This window comes from Microbacterium sp. Au-Mic1 (assembly GCF_021341785.1).
In the GTDB taxonomy this organism is placed as follows: Bacteria; Actinomycetota; Actinomycetes; order Actinomycetales; family Microbacteriaceae; genus Microbacterium.
Genome location: NZ_JAJTTF010000004.1, coordinates 167310 through 185206, shown reverse-complemented (window position 1 = coordinate 185206; position 17897 = coordinate 167310). Strand labels below are relative to the sequence as shown.

Sequence of the window (17897 nt, the reverse complement as noted above, 5' to 3'; positions counted from 1 at the left end):
GACGGCACCGAGGGTGCGACACGCCCAGACGACCGTAGCTTTTCCTGAATCATTCAGGAAAAGCTACGGTGGAGGAATGGACACCTCCGCGATCCTCCGCGACGCCGGCCTGCGCGTCACCGTGCAGCGCATCGCGGTGCTGCAGGCGCTCGCCCTCGCCCCGCACAGCTCCGCGGATCGCATCCACACCGCTGTCGAGGGCGCGGACATCGCCCTGCCGACCGTGCACGCGATCCTCGGCGACCTCGCCACAGCCGGAATCATCCGGCGGGTGAGCCTGCCCGACGCCGATCGTGCGCTCTTCGAGGTCGAGCCCGGTGACAACCACCACCACATGCAGTGCATCCGCTGCGGCCGTCTCGAGGTCGTCTCCTGCGCCGTCGGCGCCTCGCCGTGCCTGCACCCCGCCGAAGATCACGGCATGCGCCTGCTCGAGGCCTCCGTCACCTACCGCGCGGTGTGCCGCGCCTGCGACGAGGTGTCCCCGGCCGCCTGACCGAGACTCGCGCCGCCCGCCCGGGGATCCCCTCGGAGCGGTGATCGGCGTGCCAGAGACCCCACGAAAGAACAGGAAGGATCAGCCATGACTGAAGAACTCACCTGCCCGATCGACCACACCGGCAGCGCTCCTGCCCCGCGTCCCGCGGGCGGCCGCACCGGTAACACCGACTGGTGGCCGGAGCGCCTGAACCTGCGCCAGCTCGCGAAGAACCCCGCCGTCGGCGACCCGCACGGCGAGGACTTCGACTACCGCGCCGCGTTCGAGGCGCTCGACCTCGACGCCGTCAAGCGCGACATCGCCGCCCTGCTCACCGAGTCGCAGCCCTGGTGGCCGGCGGACTTCGGCAACTACGGTCCGCTCATGATCCGCATGGCCTGGCACTCCGCCGGCACGTACCGCGTGTTCGACGGCCGTGGTGGCGGAGGCAACGGTCAGCAGCGCTTCGCCCCGCTGAACAGCTGGCCCGACAACGTGGGTCTGGACAAGGCGCGCCGTCTGCTCTGGCCCGTGAAGAAGACCTACGGCAAGGCGCTGAGCTGGGGCGACCTGATGATCCTCGCGGGCAACGTCGCGCACGAGCAGATGGGCATGCCCACCTTCGGCTTCGCCGGCGGCCGAGCAGACGTGTGGGAGCCGGACGACGACGTGTACTGGGGCTCCGAGAAGATCTGGCTCGACTCCAGCGCCCGCATCTCCACCGACGAGCAGGGCGAGCGGTCGCTCGCGAAGCCTCTCGCGGCCACCATGATGGGCCTCATCTACGTCAACCCGGAGGGGCCCGAGGGCAACCCGGATCCGCTGCTCGCCGCGAAGGACATCCGCGAGACGTTCGGCCGCATGGCGATGAACGACAAGGAGACGGTCGCCCTGATCGCCGGCGGACACACCTTCGGCAAGACCCACGGCGCCGCCCCTGAGGCGGGCAACGTCGGCGAGTCGCCCGAGGGCGCCCCGATGGAGCAGATGGGCCTCGGCTGGAAGAGCAGCCACGGCGCCGGGCACGGCATCGACACCATCGGATCCGGCCTCGAGGTCACCTGGACCTATCACCCCACCCGCTGGGACAACGAGTTCTTCCACATCCTGTTCGCCTACGACTGGGAGCTCACCACGGGCCCCGGCGGCGGCAAGCACTGGAAGCCGAAGAACGGCGCAGGATCCGACCTGGTCCCCGAGGCGCAGGGCGACGGCCGCCGCGAGCCGCGCATGCTCACCACGGATCTGTCCCTGCGCGAGGACCCGATCTACCGCGAGATCTCGCTGCGCTTCAAGGACGACCAGGAGGCGTTCACCGAGGCGTACAGCCGCGCCTGGTTCAAGCTGACCCACCGCGACCTGGGCCCGAAGTCCCGCTACCTCGGCGCCGAGGTGCCCGCCGAGGATCTGCTCTGGCAGGACCCGGTTCCCTCGCACGCCGGAGCACTCGTCGGCGCCGCGGAGATCGCCGACCTCGAGCAGCGCATCGCCGCGACCGGTCTCAGCGTGTCCGACCTGGTGTCGACCGCGTGGGCCGCGAGCTCCTCGTTCCGCGGCAGCGACAAGCGCGGCGGGGCGAACGGCGGCCGGATCCGCCTCGAGCCGCAGCGCAGCTGGGAGGTCAACCGCCCCGCCGAGCTCGCCCGTGTGATCGCGGCGCTCGAGGGCGTGCAGGAGGCGTTCAACGCCGCCGGCGGCGCCCAGGTGTCGTTCGCGGACCTCGTGGTGCTGGCGGGCAACGTCGGCGTGAAGCAGGCCGCGGCCGCCGCGGGGCGCGCCGTCGAGATCCCGTTCACGCCGGGGCGCACCGACGCCACCCAGGAGCAGACAGACGTCGCGTCGTTCCAGTATCTGAACCCGCAGGCCGACGGCTTCCGCAATTACGTCAGCGACGTGGCGCGCGCGATCCCGGCCGAGCACCTGCTCGTCGACCGTGCCGGCCTGCTCACGCTGTCGGCGCCCGAGATGACCGTGCTCGTGGGAGGCCTGCGCGTGCTCGGCACGAACTGGGACGGATCCTCCTACGGCGTGTTCACCGAGACCCCGGGCGTGCTCACGAACGACTTCTTCGTGAACGTGCTGGACCTGAACACGACGTGGAAGCCGCTCGACCCCGGCTCCCACGCGTTCCAGGCCACTGACGACGCGACCGGCGAGACGACGTGGGTCGGCACCCGCGCCGACCTCGCGTTCGGCTCGAACTCCGAACTGCGGGCGCTGGCCGAGGTGTACGCCAGCGACGACGCGAGCGCGAAGTTCGTCGACGACTTCGTCGCCGCATGGGTCAAGGTCGCCGAACTCGACCGCTACGACCTGCGCTGAGTCCGCAGCGCACGACGGCCCGCCCCGATCCCGGGGCGGGCCGTCGCCGTTGCGATGCCCGCTGCACCATGGCGGGTAGTCTCGCTGACGGACAGCGGCGCCCGCGGTCCGCGCGCCAGAGAGCAAGGAGCCCCATGTCGCCCTCCCCCGTCGACGCGTCGACCGCTCCGGAACGATCCCTCGCCCCGCGCCTGGTCGCAGAGGGACTCGGCACGTTCCTGCTCGTGGCCGCGGCGATGGGCACCGCCCTGTTCGCCTCGAGCCACTTCACCGACCCGGGCGCGCAGGGAGCCGTCTACCTCGCCGTGGCGCTCGCCGTGGGGCTCTCCGTCCTCGTCGGCGTCTACGCCTTCGGCCCGATCTCCGGTGGTCACTTCAACCCGGCCGTCACACTCGGGGCGGCGGCCGCGGGGCGGATCGCGTGGCGGGACGTCGGTCCCTATGTCGTCGCGCAGTGCGTCGGCGGCGTGGTGGCATCGACCGTGCTCACCCTGATCGGCACGTTCGGCCCGGACGGCTGGCTGCCTCGGGCGCAGGATGCCGGCTTCGCCAGCAACGGCTGGGGCGCGCTCTCCCCCGGCGGCTTCGGCGTCTGGGCCGCGATCATCGCCGAAGTCGTGTTCACGGCGCTGTTCCTCTTCGTGATCCTGGGCGTCACCCACCCCGTGCGCGGCACGCCGTTCGCCGGCGTCGTGATCGGCCTGATGCTGACTCTGGGCGTGCTCGCCACCATTCCCATCGACAACGCCTCGCTGAACCCGGCACGGTCGCTCGCCACCGCGATCTACGGCGGCGTCGCCCCGCTCGCGCAGCTGTGGGTGTTCCTGGTCTTCCCGATCCTGGGCGCCCTGATCGCCGGATTCACCTACCGCGCCCTGTTCGACCAGCCGAACCCCGCCGCCCAGAACTGACCGCGAGGCCCAACCTGCGTCCCGAGACCGGCGATCAGAACCTCGGTCTCGGGACGCAGGTTCGGTTTCGCGGTCTGTCGCTCGACGGAGAGGCCGGATCCGGTGCCGGATCCGTCCGGAGGGCTCCCGAACGCGGCGTGCTCAGCCCGACACGAGCGTCGGCGTACCGGCCTCGAACTCGGCGAGATCGCCGCTCTCGCCGAGACGCTGGGCGCGACGGCCCACGATCAGCATGTAGCCGAGGAAGACCGCGAGCGCGAGCGCGCCGATCCCGATCTTCACCGGCCAGGGCAGCCCCCAGCCGGTCACGAAGCCCTCGACCAGACCGGAGAGCCCGAGCGCGAAGACGAGCCCGATCGCGACCGTGCCGAGCGAGCGCCCTGCGGCCGCGAGCGCCTCGCCGCGTGTGCGTTCCCCGGGCACCAGCCAGGCCCAGAAGATGTGCAGGCCCGCCGCCGCCGCGACGAAGATGCAGGTCAGTTCGAGCATGCCGTGTGGCAGCAGGTAGAGCACCACCACGTCGCCGCGCCCGAACGCGAACATGATCCCGACCGCCAGGCCCACGTTCACGGCGTTCTGCATGAGCACCATGATCGGCCAGATGCCGGTGACCCCGAGCAGCACGCACTGCGCGGCGATCCAGGCGTTGTTGGTCCAGACCATGCCGGCGAACTCGGCGGCCGGATTCTCGGTGTAATAGTCCGTGAACGAGTGTTCGGCGTAATACGTGAGATCGGCCTTGGATCCGAGCGCCGCGACGAGAGCCGGATCCGAGGTGATCCAGATCGCGACGCCGACGATGACGACCAGGCTCGCGAGCGCGATGACCAGCGTGGTCCAGCGCAGCCGATAGAGCGCCGCGGGCAGCTGCCGGGTGAAGAAGCGACCGGTCTGGCGCAGCACGTTCTCCCCCTGGCCGGTGAGCCGCAACCGCGCCCTGGCCAGGATCGTGGAGACGTACGCGCTCTGCGGGGAGGACCCGACCGAGCTGCGCAGGTCGGCGAGATCCGCCGAGGCCGCACGATAGCGGGTGATGAGCTCGTCGACGCCGGCGCCGTCGAGCGACTGCCGGCTGAGCTCGTCCAGGCGCGCCCACTCGCGGCTCCTGGCATCGGCGAGTGCGTCGGCGTCCACGTGTTTTACTGTACCCATGTCGGATGCCAGCGCCTCGAACGCCGTGGGCGCCGCGCATTCGAGCATGGCGCTCGACGGCGACGACGAGGTGCTCTCGGGCGAGGCGGTCGCGATCGAGGTGCAGCCGGTCGGCCTGTTCTTCCGTGCGCTGGGCGCCCTGATCGACGCCGCCCTGAGCTGGGCGGTCTTCTTCGGCTACATCGCCGTGCGCTACTGGATGCTCGGCGCGTTCGGCGATCCCGCCCTGGACCGGATCCTCGCCGTGCTGGCCCTAGTCACCGCCTTCGTGATCGTGCCGTGCACGATCGAGACCCTCACCCACGGCCGCAGCCTCGGCAGACTCGCCGTGGGCGGGCGGATCGTTCGCGTCGACGGCGGTGCCGCCGGATTCCGCCACGCCCTCATCCGCGCCCTCATCGGCGTGTTCGAGACCTACCTCACCTTCGGCGCCGTCGCGTTCCTCACCGCCGCCTTCACCGCACGATCGCAGCGCCTGGGAGACCTCGTCGCCGGCACCTACAGCCAGAAGGTGCGCACTCCGCGCCTGGCCGCGCGCGTTCCGGTCATGCCTCCGGGCCTGGAGTCGTGGGCGGCGATTGCGGATGTCGCCCGCATGCCCGATCGACTCGCGCGGCGCATCTCCCAGTTCCTCGACAGCGCGCCGCAGCTGATGCCCGCCGCCCGGGCGCGGATCGCGCACGAGCTGTTGGCGGAGGCGACGCCGTTCATCTCGCCGGTGCCGGCCGCAGCACCGGAAGCCGTGCTCGTGGCCGCGACCGTGCTGCGCAGGGAGCGCGAACGACGGGCGCTGGCACTCGCCGATGCCCGCGTGCAGCGGCTCAGCGGCGTGGACGTCGGCGCCTGATCACAGCCCGCCGGCGCCCTGCGCGAGCGCCGCGAGGCGAAGGGCGGTCCGTGGGAGACGAAGGGTCAGGCCTGCAGCGTCTCGTGCCGGACGACGATCCAGCCCGCCGGCACGGAGAGGCGTTCGGCGTGGATCGCGCACAGGTCGTGGGCGTGCGGGTCGTTCTCGGCGCCGAGCGGCCCGAGAGCGGCCATCTGGTCGCCGTAGTCGTAGGTGAGGGTCGCCGCGGCCTCGCGCGCGCAGCCCACCTTGGAGCAGAGTCGTCCGTACATCCCCCTCAGGCTACGACCGCGCGCCGCTCGCACCGGGATGCCGCGCGCACGCGAGCCCGATCCGCCCGTCCCGCGGCAGAGCGGGCGCGGTGCCACCGAGCCGCCGTCGCCGCCTAGACTGGCCGCATGCGCCGTGCCCGTGGATCATCCCGCCGCGCGGTCCCCCCGCGCCGAGGCGACCGGCACGGCCGGCACGGCCGCCTCGGCCGCAGCTCCGTGGTGCGGCCGCCGCTGCCGCCGCTCGACGGCCGGCTCGACACGTTCGATCTGCACGTCGGCTCCGCGGTCGAACTGCTGCGCTCGATGTGGCCGGATCTGCGCCCCGTGCGCATCGAGATCGCCGCCATGCCCACCCACTCGGATCCGGACGGCCTGCCGCGCTGGCTCGTGGACACCGAGGCACAGCGCATCGTGCTGTTCCGCGTGCCCATCGAGCGACTGCTCGAGCACGGTCACGACGACGGCGCGCATCGTCGCGTCGCCATCGAGGGCGCCGTGTTCCGCGCGGCGGCGCAGTACATCGGACGCGAGCCGTGGGAGATGGATCCCCGCGGCTTCGACACCGACGAGTGAGGCGCCCTCCGGATCAGCGGTGACCGGCCCTGGCGTCTAGCGCTGGTACACCGTGATCGGCGCTGCGGCGGCGTCCGTCGCCCAGACCGGATACCCGGCCAGCCTGCCGATGCCCGAGTAGACCACCGCGGCGCGCACCGCGGTCGGCGATGACAGCGAGTACGTCGTGGACGCGCTGACCGCGACCGTGGCGGCGCCATCGGGCTGCAGGGAGACGCGCTGAGTCGCTCCGCCGTCGATCGGGGTGAGCTCCACCGTGGTCGCCTGAGCCGACGCGTTCTGCAGATGCAGCTGCGGCCCCGGCCCGTCCGCCACGGCGAAGGCCGTGGTCCCGGTGATGGCCGGCGCCGGGGTCATCCAGGCGAAGTCGGATCCCTTGGTGAAGCCCGTGGTCTGCCAGGCCGCGGCCACCACCGGGTTGCTGGCGGTCACGTCGATCGCATACAGGCCGGGCTTCAGCGCCGAGAAGTTGGCTGATCCGACCTGGCCCGCCGTGAGCTTCACCGTCTTCGGCTCGCCGACCTTGCTGCCGTTGGCGGCATTCCGCGGTTGCAGCGTCACCGTGGCGTCGGCGTCGGGAGCCAGCAGGCGCACGGCCGTCGAGGCGTTGTCGTCGTCGTCCGAGCCGACCACGGCCCGCACGCCGAGCAGAGAGAAGTCCTTCTGCGGCTGCGCGATCGCGTCCTGCACATCGATGCCGACGGGATCCAGCGTGCGGATCAGACTCGACTGCAGCGCCGCGCGCACCGGAGCACCGCTGGAGGTCACCTTGACGACGGGGCTGCGTTCCCCCGCCGACCCCGCGACCAGCGGGACGGTGGACTGGGTGCCGGCGGGCACGACGAGCTCCGAGGAGTGCGTGCCGCCGGACGAGCCGTACTCCGTGAAGGTCACCGTCGCCGTGACCGCGCCCGGGTTCGCGATCAGCAGGATGTCGCTCGAACCGGTGGTTCCGGCGCCGCCGACGATCCACGACTCCATGCTGGGCGGTCGGCAGGCGGACGCCGCGAAGCCGGAGAGGTCGTCGGCGGAGACGGTCACGGACTGGGCCGCCGCGGCCAGCGCAGGCTCACGGCCCTGCGGGGAGGCCGTGAACGACGGCGCCGAGCTCGCGCCGACCACATCGGACATGCCGAGCTCTCCTGGCGTCAGGTTCGCGCTCGCGGAGGCCCCGCTGACGAGAGCAGGAGTGCCCGCGACGCTGAGCTGGGACGCCTGCGCGGCGTCGCGCCCGAGCGCCAGGAACGAGCCGGTGCAGCTGAGCAGGGTGTCGCCCGCCACCGGCTTGACGGTCGAGTGCGCCGGCGACTGCGCGATCGTCGGCCAGGCGGCCGGGATCGCGATGATCGCACCGGCGACGCACGCCGCGGACACGACGACGCCCGCGACCAGACGGGCTCCGGTGGCGACGAGACGCACGGAGGTCCTGCTGCTCATTCGTCGGCCTCCTTCGCGGGCGCTGATGCCGTGTCGGCGGGGATGGATCCGGGTTCCTGCGGATCAGGTCCGGGATCGGCTTCCGCATCTGCGGACGGATCCGGGTGCGTCCGATCGTGCTCCGGCACCGGATCGGCCGGGGGCGTCTCGGTCTCGACCGGCGCGAGTCCCGTTCCGTCCTCTGCGGGCTCGGCGACCGGTTCAGCGTCTCCGGGCGCCGGGGTCTCGACCACCGGACCGGCCCCTGCACCATCGATGCTCGCGTCGCCGGTGTCCGCCACCGCGCCGGGGATCACGACGGACCCGGGTGCCCGCTTGCGCTTCTTCGGGGCACGGGCAGGGCGCTCACGCGCCGGCCTGACCGGGCGGGGAGCCCGCTCGGGCAGCACGCCGACCGCTCGCGGAACCGATCGTGCCGCCCGGCGCGAAGCACGGGTCGGGATCGACAGCAGCAGCGCGGCGAGCAGCACGATCAGCTCGACCGTGACCACGAGCTGCGCCGTGGCCCGCTGTGCGGCGCTCGGCTCGGCACGCGCGGCAGGCTCGGCATCCATGCGCCACAGCACGCCCCGGGGCGTCTCCCCCACACGCACGAAGCCCGCGCGCTGGTCGAGAGCCGTCGCGGACTGCAAGCGCAGCGCGCGCTCCGCCGAGGTCTCCTTCTCGGACGCCGCCTGAAGCAGCACGAAGCGCACACCCAGCGCCCCCAGCGCCTTCGGCGCGTCGAACTGCCGTGCGGAGACGAGATCGACCGACAGCTCGGTGTAGTCCTTGCCGGGCACGGAGGTCGCCGTGTTGATGATCGTGGCCTGCGCGCCGAGCGTCGCACTCGCGCCCCAGACGACCGTGGTGGCGAGCGCGCCATCCGGCTGGGCGCTGAGCACCAGCGTGCCGAGCTCGCGATCCGCCCGCGCCTGAGCGTTCACGTATGCGGGCAGCGTGGTCAGGTCGCCGCGCTGGATCGTCGCCGTCCCCGCGACGAACGACACCGCGGTCGGCACCGCGCACACCACCACTCCGGCCACCGCGACGAGCGCAGCGGCTCCGCGCAGGGCCGGACGGGTGATCGCGCAGTCCAGGGTCACCAGGGCGCCGCCCAGCACGCCGATCCACGCGAGACTCAGCCCGGATCCGGGCCAGATCGGCACGGCCTGCGACTGCGCGAAGGCGACGGTGACGCCGACCGCGGCGAACGCGGTGGCGAGCCCGGCGGCCGCGACCAGGAGGGATCCGATCCCGACGCTCCACCGACGCGTGATCGTGGAGAACACCGCGAGCACGGCCAGCGGAGCGGCGAACCAGAGCACCCAGGCCGCGTCCTTCACACCCAGCAGCGCCGGCCAGCCGGCCTGGTCCATCGTCGGCAGCCCGGCGAGCAGCGACAGCCGACCCGCCGCGTCCGCGGTCGCCTGCGGCGCCGCGACGATCGCACCGGGATCCGACAGCAGAGCCCACAGCGATCCGTGCGCGACGTGCCAGATCGCCAGCGGCGCGAAAACGACCACGGCAGGAACAAGGACCCAGACCATGCGCACGGCACCGCGCACCGAGCGTCGTGCCAGCAGCCACACGATCGCGATCAGCCAGAGCAGCACGAACGCCGGCGCGAGCGAGGGCGCACAGGCCAGCGCAGCGGCGGTCATCAGCGACGCCGCCCCGGCAGCACCCCAGGAGCGCTGGGCGACGAGGGCGGTGTGGAACACCCAGGGCAGCAGCAGGTGCAGCAGCACCGCGGCCGGACGCCCCTCCGCCAGCGCGATCAGGAAGGCGGGCGAGAGCGCCCACACCACGCCCGCCAGGATCCGCAGCCCCGGCTTGTCGGTGATCCGGGTGGCGGCGAACCAGCCGCCGAGCACCGCGAGCGGCAGGGCCGCGACCCAGAGCAGCAGCAGGGCGTAGGAGGGGGATCCCGGCCAGAGCGAGCCGAGCAGGGCCAGCACGCCCGAGAACGGATCCGCGGGGCCGACCACATCGACCCCGAAACCGCGCTGGCCGTATGCGGCGTCCCGCCACAGCGCGGCGACGGTCTGCCGCAACGGCAGCAGGGCGCCACCCCCGAGGGCGGGCCAGGCCAGCAACGAGGCGAACAGCGCGACACCCGCGACCAGCGCGGCGAGGACGGCCCAGGCGCCCCCACCGGAGAAGAAGCCGAGTTCCTCGTGCACGCCCGCCTCGGTGCCGTGTCCGTCGTCGAGACGCTGGCGCAACTGGGCCCTGGTGATCCGGAGCGGGGCGATGCTCGCCCAGCTGGCGCTGCGTTCGGATCGGATCGCCCGCCGGGAGCGCGCCACGGCCGATCCCGAGACCATCGCGACGCCGGCCGCCCCCCATTCGGGAAGAACGGCGGCGGGACGCTTGCCGGTGAGATGCGTGATCGAGCGCCACAGTGCGAGCGGAAGCAGCGAGAGCCAGTGCAGCGGCACAGCCACCGCAGGTGCGTAGCTCAGGCGACGGTGCAGCTGCGCGCGTCGGCGGGCGAAGGCGTCGGCCGCCGTGCCCTCGGCCTCGGCGCCGTCGTCGTCGACGGAGATCCTCGCTCCTGCGGCGAGCACCAGGCGGCCGCCGGCGAGGCGCGCGCGGATGCCGAGGTCGAGCCCCTCGTCGCGGCCGCCGAGACCGGCATCGGGGCGCAGCCCGCGACCGGCGCGCACCAGGAGCCCGCGCACATCGGCGCCGAGTGCATCGTCCATGCCGTCGTGCTGACCCTGGTCGAGTTCGCCCCGTGCAGGGTCCACGGCCCGACCGAGACGTGTCATGCTCTGCCCGAAGGACGCGATGCGGTGCTCATCGACGTCGCTCACCAGCTTGGGAGCGGCGATCGCGGCCGCCGGTGAACGCTCCAGCGCCCCCGCGAGCTGCTCGAGCGCAGTGGGAGCCGGCGCGCAGTCCTCCGTGAGGATCCACAGCGCCGCATCCTCGGCGACGCGCGGCAGCGCGAGCGCCACCGCGGCGGCCAATGTCGTGGAGGCTTTGGTCTCGATCACCGCTTCGGCGGCCTCGGCGACGCGGGCGCTGCCACGGAGGGCACTGGACGAGCCGCACGCGACGATCGTCAGCGCATCCGGCCGACGGGTCTGCGCGGCGAGCGCGTCGAGGGCGCGCAGCAGGCGCGCGAGGGAGGTCGCACCCGAACGGGCGACGAGGACGGCGTGAACTCGGGCAGACATGACGGGGTCAGCCTAAGCGGGCTGCCGCCGCAGGACGGGGTGGGACGTGGGCGCGTCCCGGTTTTTCCGGCAGATGCATCGCTCGCGTCCTCCCTCGGAGGCGCGCAGTCACGAGACGCAGGCTCGCGACCAGGGTGTCGCCGAGGGGAATCCGCACCCCGATGACATACCCCGCGGTGGTCGCAGGGTTCCGCCGAAGCGCGTCAGCCGGCGCGGCGCTTGAGCTTGCGGCGTTCGCGCTCCGACAGGCCGCCCCAGATCCCGAAGCGCTCGTCGTTGTTCAGTGCGTACTCGAGGCATTCGCCCCGCACGTCGCAGGTGGTGCAGATGCGCTTGGCGTCGCGTGTCGAGCCGCCCTTCTCCGGGAAGAAGGCCTCGGGGTCGGTCTGCGCGCACAGCGCGTCGCTCTGCCACGCGAGTGCATTGTCATCGCCCTCGGTCGGGCGGCGGACGCCCGGCACCCCCAACTGGACCGGATCGACGAACCAGTCGTCGGGAACGTCTGATCGGTATGCCGTCATGTCGCCCTCTCCCTCGTTTCCCCCCGGGTGCCCCGCGGGCCGCGTTGCATTACTAATTACACCCGTGTCATTCGCCCTGGTCAAGTCGCGGATCGTAAACCCTCAAGCTCGCGTTGAACGTTCTTCGGCCTCCTCGGCGTGTCGCCCCGGCGTGTCGGAGACCGGTGGCGCTCGACGGCGCGCCGAGGTGCGGGCGGTACTCTGAAGCACGATGGCGCAGCACTCCAGACTCTCCACGGCTCCCCCGCCGAGCGCTCCGGCACGCGAATCCACCCGGCATCTGCTGCTGCGCGCGCACATCGTGCTGCTGCTCTTCTCCGTCTTCGCGCACACGGCGGTCTTCAATCTGCTCGGCGTCGACGGCGCGGCCGTGGTGCTGGGCGTGCTGCTGCTCGGCACGCTCGGGCTCGCCATCCCCCGCATCGCACTGGCGCGTCCCGCTCGCTTCCCGTGGCGGCGGATGCCCTGGACGGCGCTCGGCTACACCGCGCTCGCCCTGCTGTCGGCGTTCTGGTCCGGCTGGCCCTGGGCGACGCTGCTCACCTGGACGCTGCAGGCGGCGATCACCGTCGTCGCCCTGTTCATCGCGTTCACGCTGAGCTGGCACGAGATCGTGCGAGCCCTCTCGAGCGCATTGAAGTGGGTCCTGGGTCTCTCGCTGCTGCTCGAGCTGTGGGTCGCCCTGGTGCTGCGGCATCCGCTGCTCCCGTTCTTCTCGAACCTGCCGGCCGGGAAGCCGGATCCGCACTGGTACTGGGTGCGCGGCGACCTGTTCGACGGCGGCCGGGTGCAGGGCATCGTCGGCAACTCGAACACGCTCGGGATCCTCTGTGCTTTCGCTCTGGTCGTCTTCGCGCTGCTGTACGCGCAGGGTGCGCGGCGGCGGCCCGCGCTGCTGATCTGGATCGTGCTCGCCGCGTTCTTCTTCCTCCGGGCCGGATCCGCGACCGCGTACGCGTCGTTCGCGGTCGGCGTGCTGGTGCTGGGCGCCGCCCTGCTCATGCGGCGGGCGCGCACACCAGGCGCCCGCACCCGGATGTACGCGCTGTTCACGGCGGTCGCCGTCGCGGGCGCGGCCGCCGTCTGGTTCGCCCGAGGCGTGGTGTTCGGCGCCCTGGGCAAGTCCTCCGACCTCACCGGACGCCTGGAGATCTGGCGCAAGGTCTGGGAGCGCGCCGTGCACCGCCCGGTCTTCGGCAACGGATTCTCCTCTCCCTGGGTGCCGTGGGATCCGGCGTTCCACGACTGGATCATCGACCATCGCATCACCGTGTTCATGGCGCACAACATGTGGCTCGACGTGTTCCTCCAGCTCGGCGTCGTCGGCGTGCTGCTGATCGCGGTCGCGTTCTTCGCGTTCGCGTGGCGCGCATGGTTCTTCGCGGTCGACCGCCCCCGCTGGGATCTCGTACAGGACCGCCCTTACGCTGCGCTGTCGCTGCTGCCGACCGTGCTGGCCGGGATGCTGCTCGTGCTGGGGCTGGCCGAGTCGACCCCGATCATGCTGTGGGGATGGCTGCTGCTGATCCTGCTGTCGTTCAAGATGAAGATCTCACCCTTCGTGGGCTCCGGACCTGGCGAGGGCGCGCCGCCGCAGTCGCGCCGGCAGACGGCATGACCACTCCGCGGCGGCGCCTGGCGAGGACCCTCGCCTCGGTCGAGATGGCGCGCGCCTACACGACCTGCGCGCTGCTGAGCGTGTTCGGATCGTTCGCGATCTCGGCGTTCACCTCGTCGCTGACCCTCAACACGATCATCGCCGTGCTCTGCGTGATCGGCATCGGGATCCTGTGGGTGCGCCGCGAGGAGCTCACCCCGTTGCGGATCGCTCCGTCGACGCTGCTCGCCTTCCTCGCGTGGACCCTCGCGAGCGCGGTGTGGTCGACGGCTTCGACGTCGACGTTGAAGGCCTGGGCCGCACTCGCGGGGTACGCGGTGATCGCGGTCGTCGTGGGACACATCCGCGATACTCTGCAGACCGTGCGCGCGCTCGGCGATGCGTTGCGGATCCTGCTCGGCGCATCGCTGGTCGCCGAGATCATGAGCGGGATCCTGCTGGACATGCCGTTCCACTTCCTGGGCATCCAGGGCGAGATCGCCGCCGGGGGTCCGATCCAGGGCCTGTTCGGCACCCGGAACATGCTCGGCCTGATCGCCGTCATCGCGGTTATCACGTTCGTCGTGGAATGGCGATCTCAGTCGCTGTCGGCGGCGATCGCCATCCCGTCGGTCGTGCTGGCGGGCTTCCTGGCGCTCTTCTCCGCCTCCCCGACCGTGCTCGTGCTCGCGGCCGTCGTGGGCGCGGCGAGCGTCGCACTGGTCATCGTGCGCCAGGCTCCGGTGGCACGACGGCGCCCCCTGCAGTGGGCGATCAGCGGGGTGGTGCTGGCCGCGCTCGCCACGGCGGCGATCTTCCGGAGCCGGATCATCGCCCTCCTCGACGCGGGCAGCGACTTCAACATCAGAGTCGAACTGTGGAGCAACCTGCTCACCTACGTGCAGCAGCGGCCGGCGCAGGGATGGGGCTGGTTCGGTCTGTGGAGCGACGCGCTGTACCCGTTCAACTCGATCAACTACTTCACGAACGACCACCACGGCAGCGCGTTGAACGCGTACTTCGATGTCCTCCTGCAGGTCGGAGCCGGCGGACTCCTGCTGTTCTGCCTGCTCGGCGGCATCGCGCTCGTGCGCTCCTGGCTGGTCGCGAGCGTGCGGCGCTCCGTGGTCTACGCATGGGCGCCGCTGGTGCTGGTCGCACTCGCCGTCGACTCGGTCTTCGAGAGCTTCACGATCGTCGGCGCGGGATGGTTCCTGCTCGTGCTGTGCGCCCTGCGCGCCGGCCAGTCGCGGTCCTGGCGGGAGAACATCGACGCCGTGCAGACGAGCTCGACGCCGCTGCCGGATCACTGAGACACCGCGGCGGGGCCGGACGCGCGTGGCGCGCGCACGCGTTCGCAGGGTTGCCCAAGTCCCGCGGGTAGGCTGGAGGCCTCCCCAACCTCTCTGGAGCGACATCCGTGACCCCTGACCCCCAGAACGCCGCCGCCGGCTTCGACCCGGCCACCGCGACGATCGTCGTCGTCACCTACAACCGCTCGCACCTGCTGACGGGGCTGTTGGACAGCATCGTGCAGATGGATCCGAAGCCGGGGCGGGTCGTCATCATCGACAACGCGTCCTCAGACGACACCACGGACGTCGTGGACTCCTACCGCTCGCGGATCGACGCGGAGATCGTGTACCGGCGCCTCGAGACGAACACCGGCGGATCCGGCGGATTCAGCGAGGGCATGCGCACCGCGTACGAGCTGGGTTCCGAGTGGATCTGGATGATGGACGACGACGTCGAAGTGCTGCCGGACGGCCTGGCCAGGATGGGCGCGTGGGCGCCGCGGTTCAAGAGCATCCAGGGGCGCCGCTACGACTACGACGGCAGCGCGTTCTACTGGCAGTACCGGATCGCCGAGCGCATGGGCATCCCGATCCCGTTCGCCCCCGCCGGTTTCGACGCCACGGGCTTCAAGCCGATGAACAGCGGCTGCTTCGAGGGCATGTTCATCCACCGCTCGATCGTCAAGGAGATCGGTCTGCCGGATCCCCGGTTCTTCATCTACTGGGACGACCAGATGTACGGCTGGCTCGCCTCCCGGCGCACCCAGGCCGTGATCGTGGACGAGTTCGTGCTGCGACGCACCCGCGAGATCAAGCAGTGGGACATGGGCGTGCGGCACATGAACGCGTCCAGCAACGCCTACCGCTACTACATCATGCGCAACCGCGCCTATCTGAAGCATTACTACCGCGCGCACAACGTGTACAACCCGGTGCTGTTCGGCCTCGGCACCTCGATGACCTTCGCCAAGGAGCTCATCCGCCTGGTGTTCGTCGAGCGCACGGTGCGCGGCACCAGCAACCTGTTCCGCGGGCTGCGGGATGGCGGGAAGATCGGCCGCGACCACAGCTGGCGCCCGATGCCGGCCCTGGAGGACTGATGAGCGAGCAGAAGCCCGAGGCGGTCTGGATCTTCCCGGAGGAGCCGAAGAAGCGCGGTGGTCGCATCGCTCTGATCGTCGGACTCATCGTCGCGGTACTGATCGTGGCGGCCGTCGTGGTGCTGTTCCTCATCCCGCGCGACGACGGCACTCCCTCGCCGACGGCGAGCCCCACGACGACCAAGACCGCGACCCCGACGCCCAGCGCCTCGCCCACGTCGACGACCGGCCCCAGCGGCGCGCCCACCACCTCGCCGACGACGCCGCAGACCGCTCCCCCTCCGGTGCCGGATCCGTCCGTCGATCAGTTCCGCACTCAGGTGCAGCCGCGCCTCGACGACGGGTCGACCGGCCTCGACCTGGTGCAGAACCAGAGCGGCGACGCGGCGGTGCAGGTCGTCGACTCGCTGCAGAACGATGCGCAGAACCTCGCGGGCCAGCCCGCGCCGTCCTCGATCGCGACGCAGTGGGGCCAGTCCGTCAGCACCTACGCGTCCACGCTGCAGTCGCTGCGCTCGGCCTACGCCGGCGGATCCGACCCATCCGGCCCCCTGGCCGACGCTCGTGCGGCGCTCGGTCAGCTGCGCTCGCTCGTGGGCCTCTGATCGAGCCCGATCCGTCGGCTCGCCGCGGCTCCCGTCGGCGCATCGCTCCGTCGTGGCCGGCGGCGTTTCACGCGTTGTCGGCGTTGTAGCGGTCCAGCACCTCGTCGATCGGCGCGTCCAGCACGAGCCCGCCCTTGTTCAGATACAGGCCACGCGTGCAGAACCGGCGCAGGTCCTTCTCGTTGTGCGAGACGAAGAACAGCGTGCGACCTTCGGCGAGAAGCTCGTCGATGCGCTGATAGCACTTGTCCCGGAACGCCTTGTCCCCCACCGCGAGCACCTCGTCGACGAGCAGGATCGGCTCCTCGAGCTGGGACACGACCGAGAACGCAAGGCGCACCTTCATGCCGTTCGAGAGATGCTTGTAGGGGGTGTCCTGGAACTTCTCCAGTTCGGCGAAGTCGATGATGTCGTCGTAGCGCGCGGTGACCTCGGCGCGGCCCATCCCGTGCAGGCCCGCGGTCAGTCGCACGTTCTCGCGCACGGTGAGGTCGCCGACGAAACCGCCCGTGAGCTCGATCAGCGGTGCCACGCCGCCGTGCACGCGCACCTGCCCCTCATCCGCGAGGAGGACGCCGGCGACGAGCTTCAGGAGCGTGGACTTGCCCTGGCCGTTCCGACCCACCACGCCGATCGCCTCGCCCTGCCGCACGCGGAAGGAGACATCGCGCAGCGCCCAGAACTCGCCGGGACGGTTGCGCCGCTTCTTACCCGCGAACAGGTCCTTGAAGCTGCGCCGGCCGCGCCGGCCGAGCCGGAACCGGACGCCGAGACCGTCGACCTCGATCGCGGACTGCTGCTCGGTCATCACAGCTCCTTCAGCACGTCGCGCTCGAGCGAGCGGAAGGTGAACAGTCCGAGGACGAGGAAGATCACCGTCACGATGGCGCCGATGATGACCGGCTCCGGCTGCCACTGCCCCGGGAACAGCCCGACGCGGTAAAGCGTGAAGATCCCCGACAGCGGGTTCAGCGCTCCGATGATGTGCAGCTGGTGCGGCAGGTCCTTGAAGCCGTAGATGATGGGAGACACGTAGAACAGCGCACGCAGGATCAGCGCGGTCGTGCGCTCGAGATCCGCCCACAGCACGCACAGCGGCGCGACGAGCAGTCCGAGGCCGATCAGCAGCACGGTCTGCCAGATCATGGCGACCGGGAACAGCAGCAGCGACCAGTTCGGCTTCGCCCCGGCGAACACCGCGAAGAGCACGAGCACCGGGATCGCGAACGCGAACTCCAGTCCCTTGGTGAGGATCACGCGCACGACCCAGATCGACCGAGGGATCGCCGTGGAGCGGATCAGACGCGCGTCCTTCTTGAAGGCGCGCGTGAACTCCCCCACCGCCGTGTTGAACCACACCCAGGGCAGCAGTGCGGTGATGAGGAACACGATGTAGGGCTGCTCCCCCACCTGACCGCGGTGGAACACCTGCGTGAACACGAACCAGTAGATCGCGCTCATGACCAGCGGATCCAGGACCGACCACAGGTAGCCGAGCACGCTCGTCGCGTACCGGACGCGGAGGTCGCGAGCCGACAGCAGCCACAGCGAATGGAAGTAGCGCCGGGGCGTTCCGGGTGCGCCGGCCGTCGTGTGACTCACGGATCCGAGTCTAGGCGG

At 71.2% G+C, this 17897-nt stretch carries 16 protein-coding genes; 9 read left to right on the top strand and 7 right to left on the bottom strand.

The genetic code is table 11. From position 1 onward, the window contains the following. Positions 1-76: 76 nt before the first annotated feature. The 3 genes from LXM50_RS07030 (at position 77) to LXM50_RS07020 (ending at position 3711) form a co-directional block, all read left to right on the top strand. Positions 77-496: a Fur family transcriptional regulator gene (locus LXM50_RS07030; protein WP_233310592.1), complete on the top strand. Its 420-nt coding sequence runs from the start codon at positions 77-79 to the stop codon at positions 494-496. 87 nt (positions 497-583) lie between these two features. Next, positions 584-2800, top strand: coding sequence for a catalase/peroxidase HPI (katG, locus tag LXM50_RS07025; RefSeq protein WP_233310591.1), 2217 nt, complete (start codon positions 584-586; stop codon positions 2798-2800). Positions 2801-2934: 134 nt separating this feature from the next. After that, on the top strand, positions 2935-3711 hold the full coding sequence (locus tag LXM50_RS07020; protein ID WP_233310590.1) for an aquaporin: 777 nt from the start codon (positions 2935-2937) through the stop codon (positions 3709-3711). A 141-nt stretch (positions 3712-3852) separates the two neighbouring features. Here the strand turns inward: LXM50_RS07020 and LXM50_RS07015 are convergent, their stop codons facing one another. Next, positions 3853-4845: a stage II sporulation protein M gene (locus LXM50_RS07015; protein ID WP_233310589.1), complete on the bottom strand. Its 993-nt coding sequence runs from the start codon at positions 4843-4845 to the stop codon at positions 3853-3855. 16 nt (positions 4846-4861) lie between these two features. Here LXM50_RS07015 and LXM50_RS07010 point away from each other — a divergent pair, with 16 nt between their 5' ends. Beyond that, positions 4862-5710, top strand: coding sequence for an RDD family protein (locus tag LXM50_RS07010; RefSeq protein WP_233310588.1), 849 nt, complete (start codon positions 4862-4864; stop codon positions 5708-5710). A 65-nt stretch (positions 5711-5775) separates the two neighbouring features. Here LXM50_RS07010 and LXM50_RS07005 read toward each other — a convergent pair whose 3' ends face one another. Next, on the bottom strand, positions 5776-5982 hold the full coding sequence (locus tag LXM50_RS07005; protein ID WP_233310587.1) for a DUF3499 family protein: 207 nt from the start codon (positions 5980-5982) through the stop codon (positions 5776-5778). A 126-nt stretch (positions 5983-6108) separates the two neighbouring features. On the opposite strand from LXM50_RS07005, the gene LXM50_RS07000 reads away from it, so the two are divergent. Then, entirely contained in the window at positions 6109-6555 is a 447-nt protein-coding gene (locus LXM50_RS07000; RefSeq protein WP_233310586.1) for a hypothetical protein, read from the top strand. 36 nt (positions 6556-6591) lie between these two features. On the opposite strand, the gene LXM50_RS06995 is transcribed toward LXM50_RS07000, so the two are convergent. The 3 genes from LXM50_RS06995 to LXM50_RS06985 all read right to left on the bottom strand — a co-directional run bounded on the left by LXM50_RS06995 (position 6592) and on the right by LXM50_RS06985 (position 11680). Continuing rightward, positions 6592-7992, bottom strand: a complete 1401-nt coding sequence (locus tag LXM50_RS06995; RefSeq protein ID WP_233310585.1) for a DUF5719 family protein — start codon at positions 7990-7992, stop codon at positions 6592-6594. Continuing rightward, on the bottom strand, positions 7989-11159 hold the full coding sequence (locus tag LXM50_RS06990; protein ID WP_233310584.1) for a glycosyl transferase: 3171 nt from the start codon (positions 11157-11159) through the stop codon (positions 7989-7991). Before LXM50_RS06990 ends, LXM50_RS06995 begins: the two co-directional genes overlap by 4 nt. A 203-nt stretch (positions 11160-11362) precedes the next feature. Beyond that, positions 11363-11680, bottom strand: a complete 318-nt coding sequence (locus LXM50_RS06985; protein ID WP_082076464.1) for a WhiB family transcriptional regulator — start codon at positions 11678-11680, stop codon at positions 11363-11365. A 211-nt stretch (positions 11681-11891) separates the two neighbouring features. Between LXM50_RS06985 and LXM50_RS06980 the strand changes: the two genes are divergently transcribed. The 4 genes from LXM50_RS06980 (at position 11892) to LXM50_RS06965 (ending at position 16277) form a co-directional block, all read left to right on the top strand. Next, positions 11892-13298 carry an O-antigen ligase gene (locus LXM50_RS06980; RefSeq protein WP_233310583.1) on the top strand — a complete coding sequence of 469 codons (1407 nt, stop codon included), beginning with the start codon at positions 11892-11894 and terminating at the stop codon, positions 13296-13298. Further along, the gene (locus LXM50_RS06975) at positions 13295-14590 is read left to right on the top strand and encodes an O-antigen ligase family protein (protein ID WP_233310582.1); all 1296 of its coding nucleotides are present in this window, start codon (positions 13295-13297) and stop codon (positions 14588-14590) included. The genes LXM50_RS06980 and LXM50_RS06975 overlap by 4 nt, the downstream gene beginning before the upstream one ends. A 107-nt stretch (positions 14591-14697) precedes the next feature. Beyond that, positions 14698-15672 (top strand): glycosyltransferase family 2 protein, encoded by a 975-nt coding sequence (locus tag LXM50_RS06970; RefSeq protein ID WP_233310581.1) that lies wholly within the window; start codon positions 14698-14700, stop codon positions 15670-15672. Beyond that, complete coding sequence (locus LXM50_RS06965) at positions 15672-16277, top strand: hypothetical protein (RefSeq protein ID WP_233310580.1); 606 nt, start codon at positions 15672-15674, stop codon at positions 16275-16277. The genes LXM50_RS06970 and LXM50_RS06965 overlap by 1 nt, the downstream gene beginning before the upstream one ends. Positions 16278-16344: 67 nt before the next feature. Here LXM50_RS06965 and LXM50_RS06960 read toward each other — a convergent pair whose 3' ends face one another. Beyond that, the gene (locus tag LXM50_RS06960) at positions 16345-17085 is read right to left on the bottom strand and encodes an ABC transporter ATP-binding protein (RefSeq protein ID WP_233310579.1); all 741 of its coding nucleotides are present in this window, start codon (positions 17083-17085) and stop codon (positions 16345-16347) included. After that, positions 17085-17879 carry an ABC transporter permease gene (locus LXM50_RS06955; RefSeq protein WP_233310578.1) on the bottom strand — a complete coding sequence of 265 codons (795 nt, stop codon included), beginning with the start codon at positions 17877-17879 and terminating at the stop codon, positions 17085-17087. Before LXM50_RS06955 ends, LXM50_RS06960 begins: the two co-directional genes overlap by 1 nt. Positions 17880-17897 lie beyond the last annotated feature (18 nt).

Excerpts from the sequence above, each read along its gene's own strand:
- LXM50_RS06975 (WP_233310582.1), top strand. The coding sequence starts at position 13,295 with ATGACCACTCCGCGGCGGCGCCTGGCGAGGACCCTCGCCTCGGTCGAG.
- LXM50_RS06990 (WP_233310584.1), bottom strand. The coding sequence starts at position 11,159 with ATGTCTGCCCGAGTTCACGCCGTCCTCGTCGCCCGTTCGGGTGCGACC.
- LXM50_RS07000 (WP_233310586.1), top strand. The coding sequence starts at position 6,109 with ATGCGCCGTGCCCGTGGATCATCCCGCCGCGCGGTCCCCCCGCGCCGA.
- LXM50_RS07020 (WP_233310590.1), top strand. The coding sequence starts at position 2,935 with ATGTCGCCCTCCCCCGTCGACGCGTCGACCGCTCCGGAACGATCCCTC.
- LXM50_RS06980 (WP_233310583.1), top strand. The coding sequence starts at position 11,892 with ATGGCGCAGCACTCCAGACTCTCCACGGCTCCCCCGCCGAGCGCTCCG.
- LXM50_RS07010 (WP_233310588.1), top strand. The coding sequence starts at position 4,862 with ATGTCGGATGCCAGCGCCTCGAACGCCGTGGGCGCCGCGCATTCGAGC.
- LXM50_RS06985 (WP_082076464.1), bottom strand. The coding sequence starts at position 11,680 with ATGACGGCATACCGATCAGACGTTCCCGACGACTGGTTCGTCGATCCG.
- katG (WP_233310591.1), top strand. The coding sequence starts at position 584 with ATGACTGAAGAACTCACCTGCCCGATCGACCACACCGGCAGCGCTCCT.
- LXM50_RS06965 (WP_233310580.1), top strand. The coding sequence starts at position 15,672 with ATGAGCGAGCAGAAGCCCGAGGCGGTCTGGATCTTCCCGGAGGAGCCG.
- LXM50_RS06960 (WP_233310579.1), bottom strand. The coding sequence starts at position 17,085 with ATGACCGAGCAGCAGTCCGCGATCGAGGTCGACGGTCTCGGCGTCCGG.
- LXM50_RS07030 (WP_233310592.1), top strand. The coding sequence starts at position 77 with ATGGACACCTCCGCGATCCTCCGCGACGCCGGCCTGCGCGTCACCGTG.
- LXM50_RS06995 (WP_233310585.1), bottom strand. The coding sequence starts at position 7,992 with ATGAGCAGCAGGACCTCCGTGCGTCTCGTCGCCACCGGAGCCCGTCTG.
- LXM50_RS07005 (WP_233310587.1), bottom strand. The coding sequence starts at position 5,982 with ATGTACGGACGACTCTGCTCCAAGGTGGGCTGCGCGCGCGAGGCCGCG.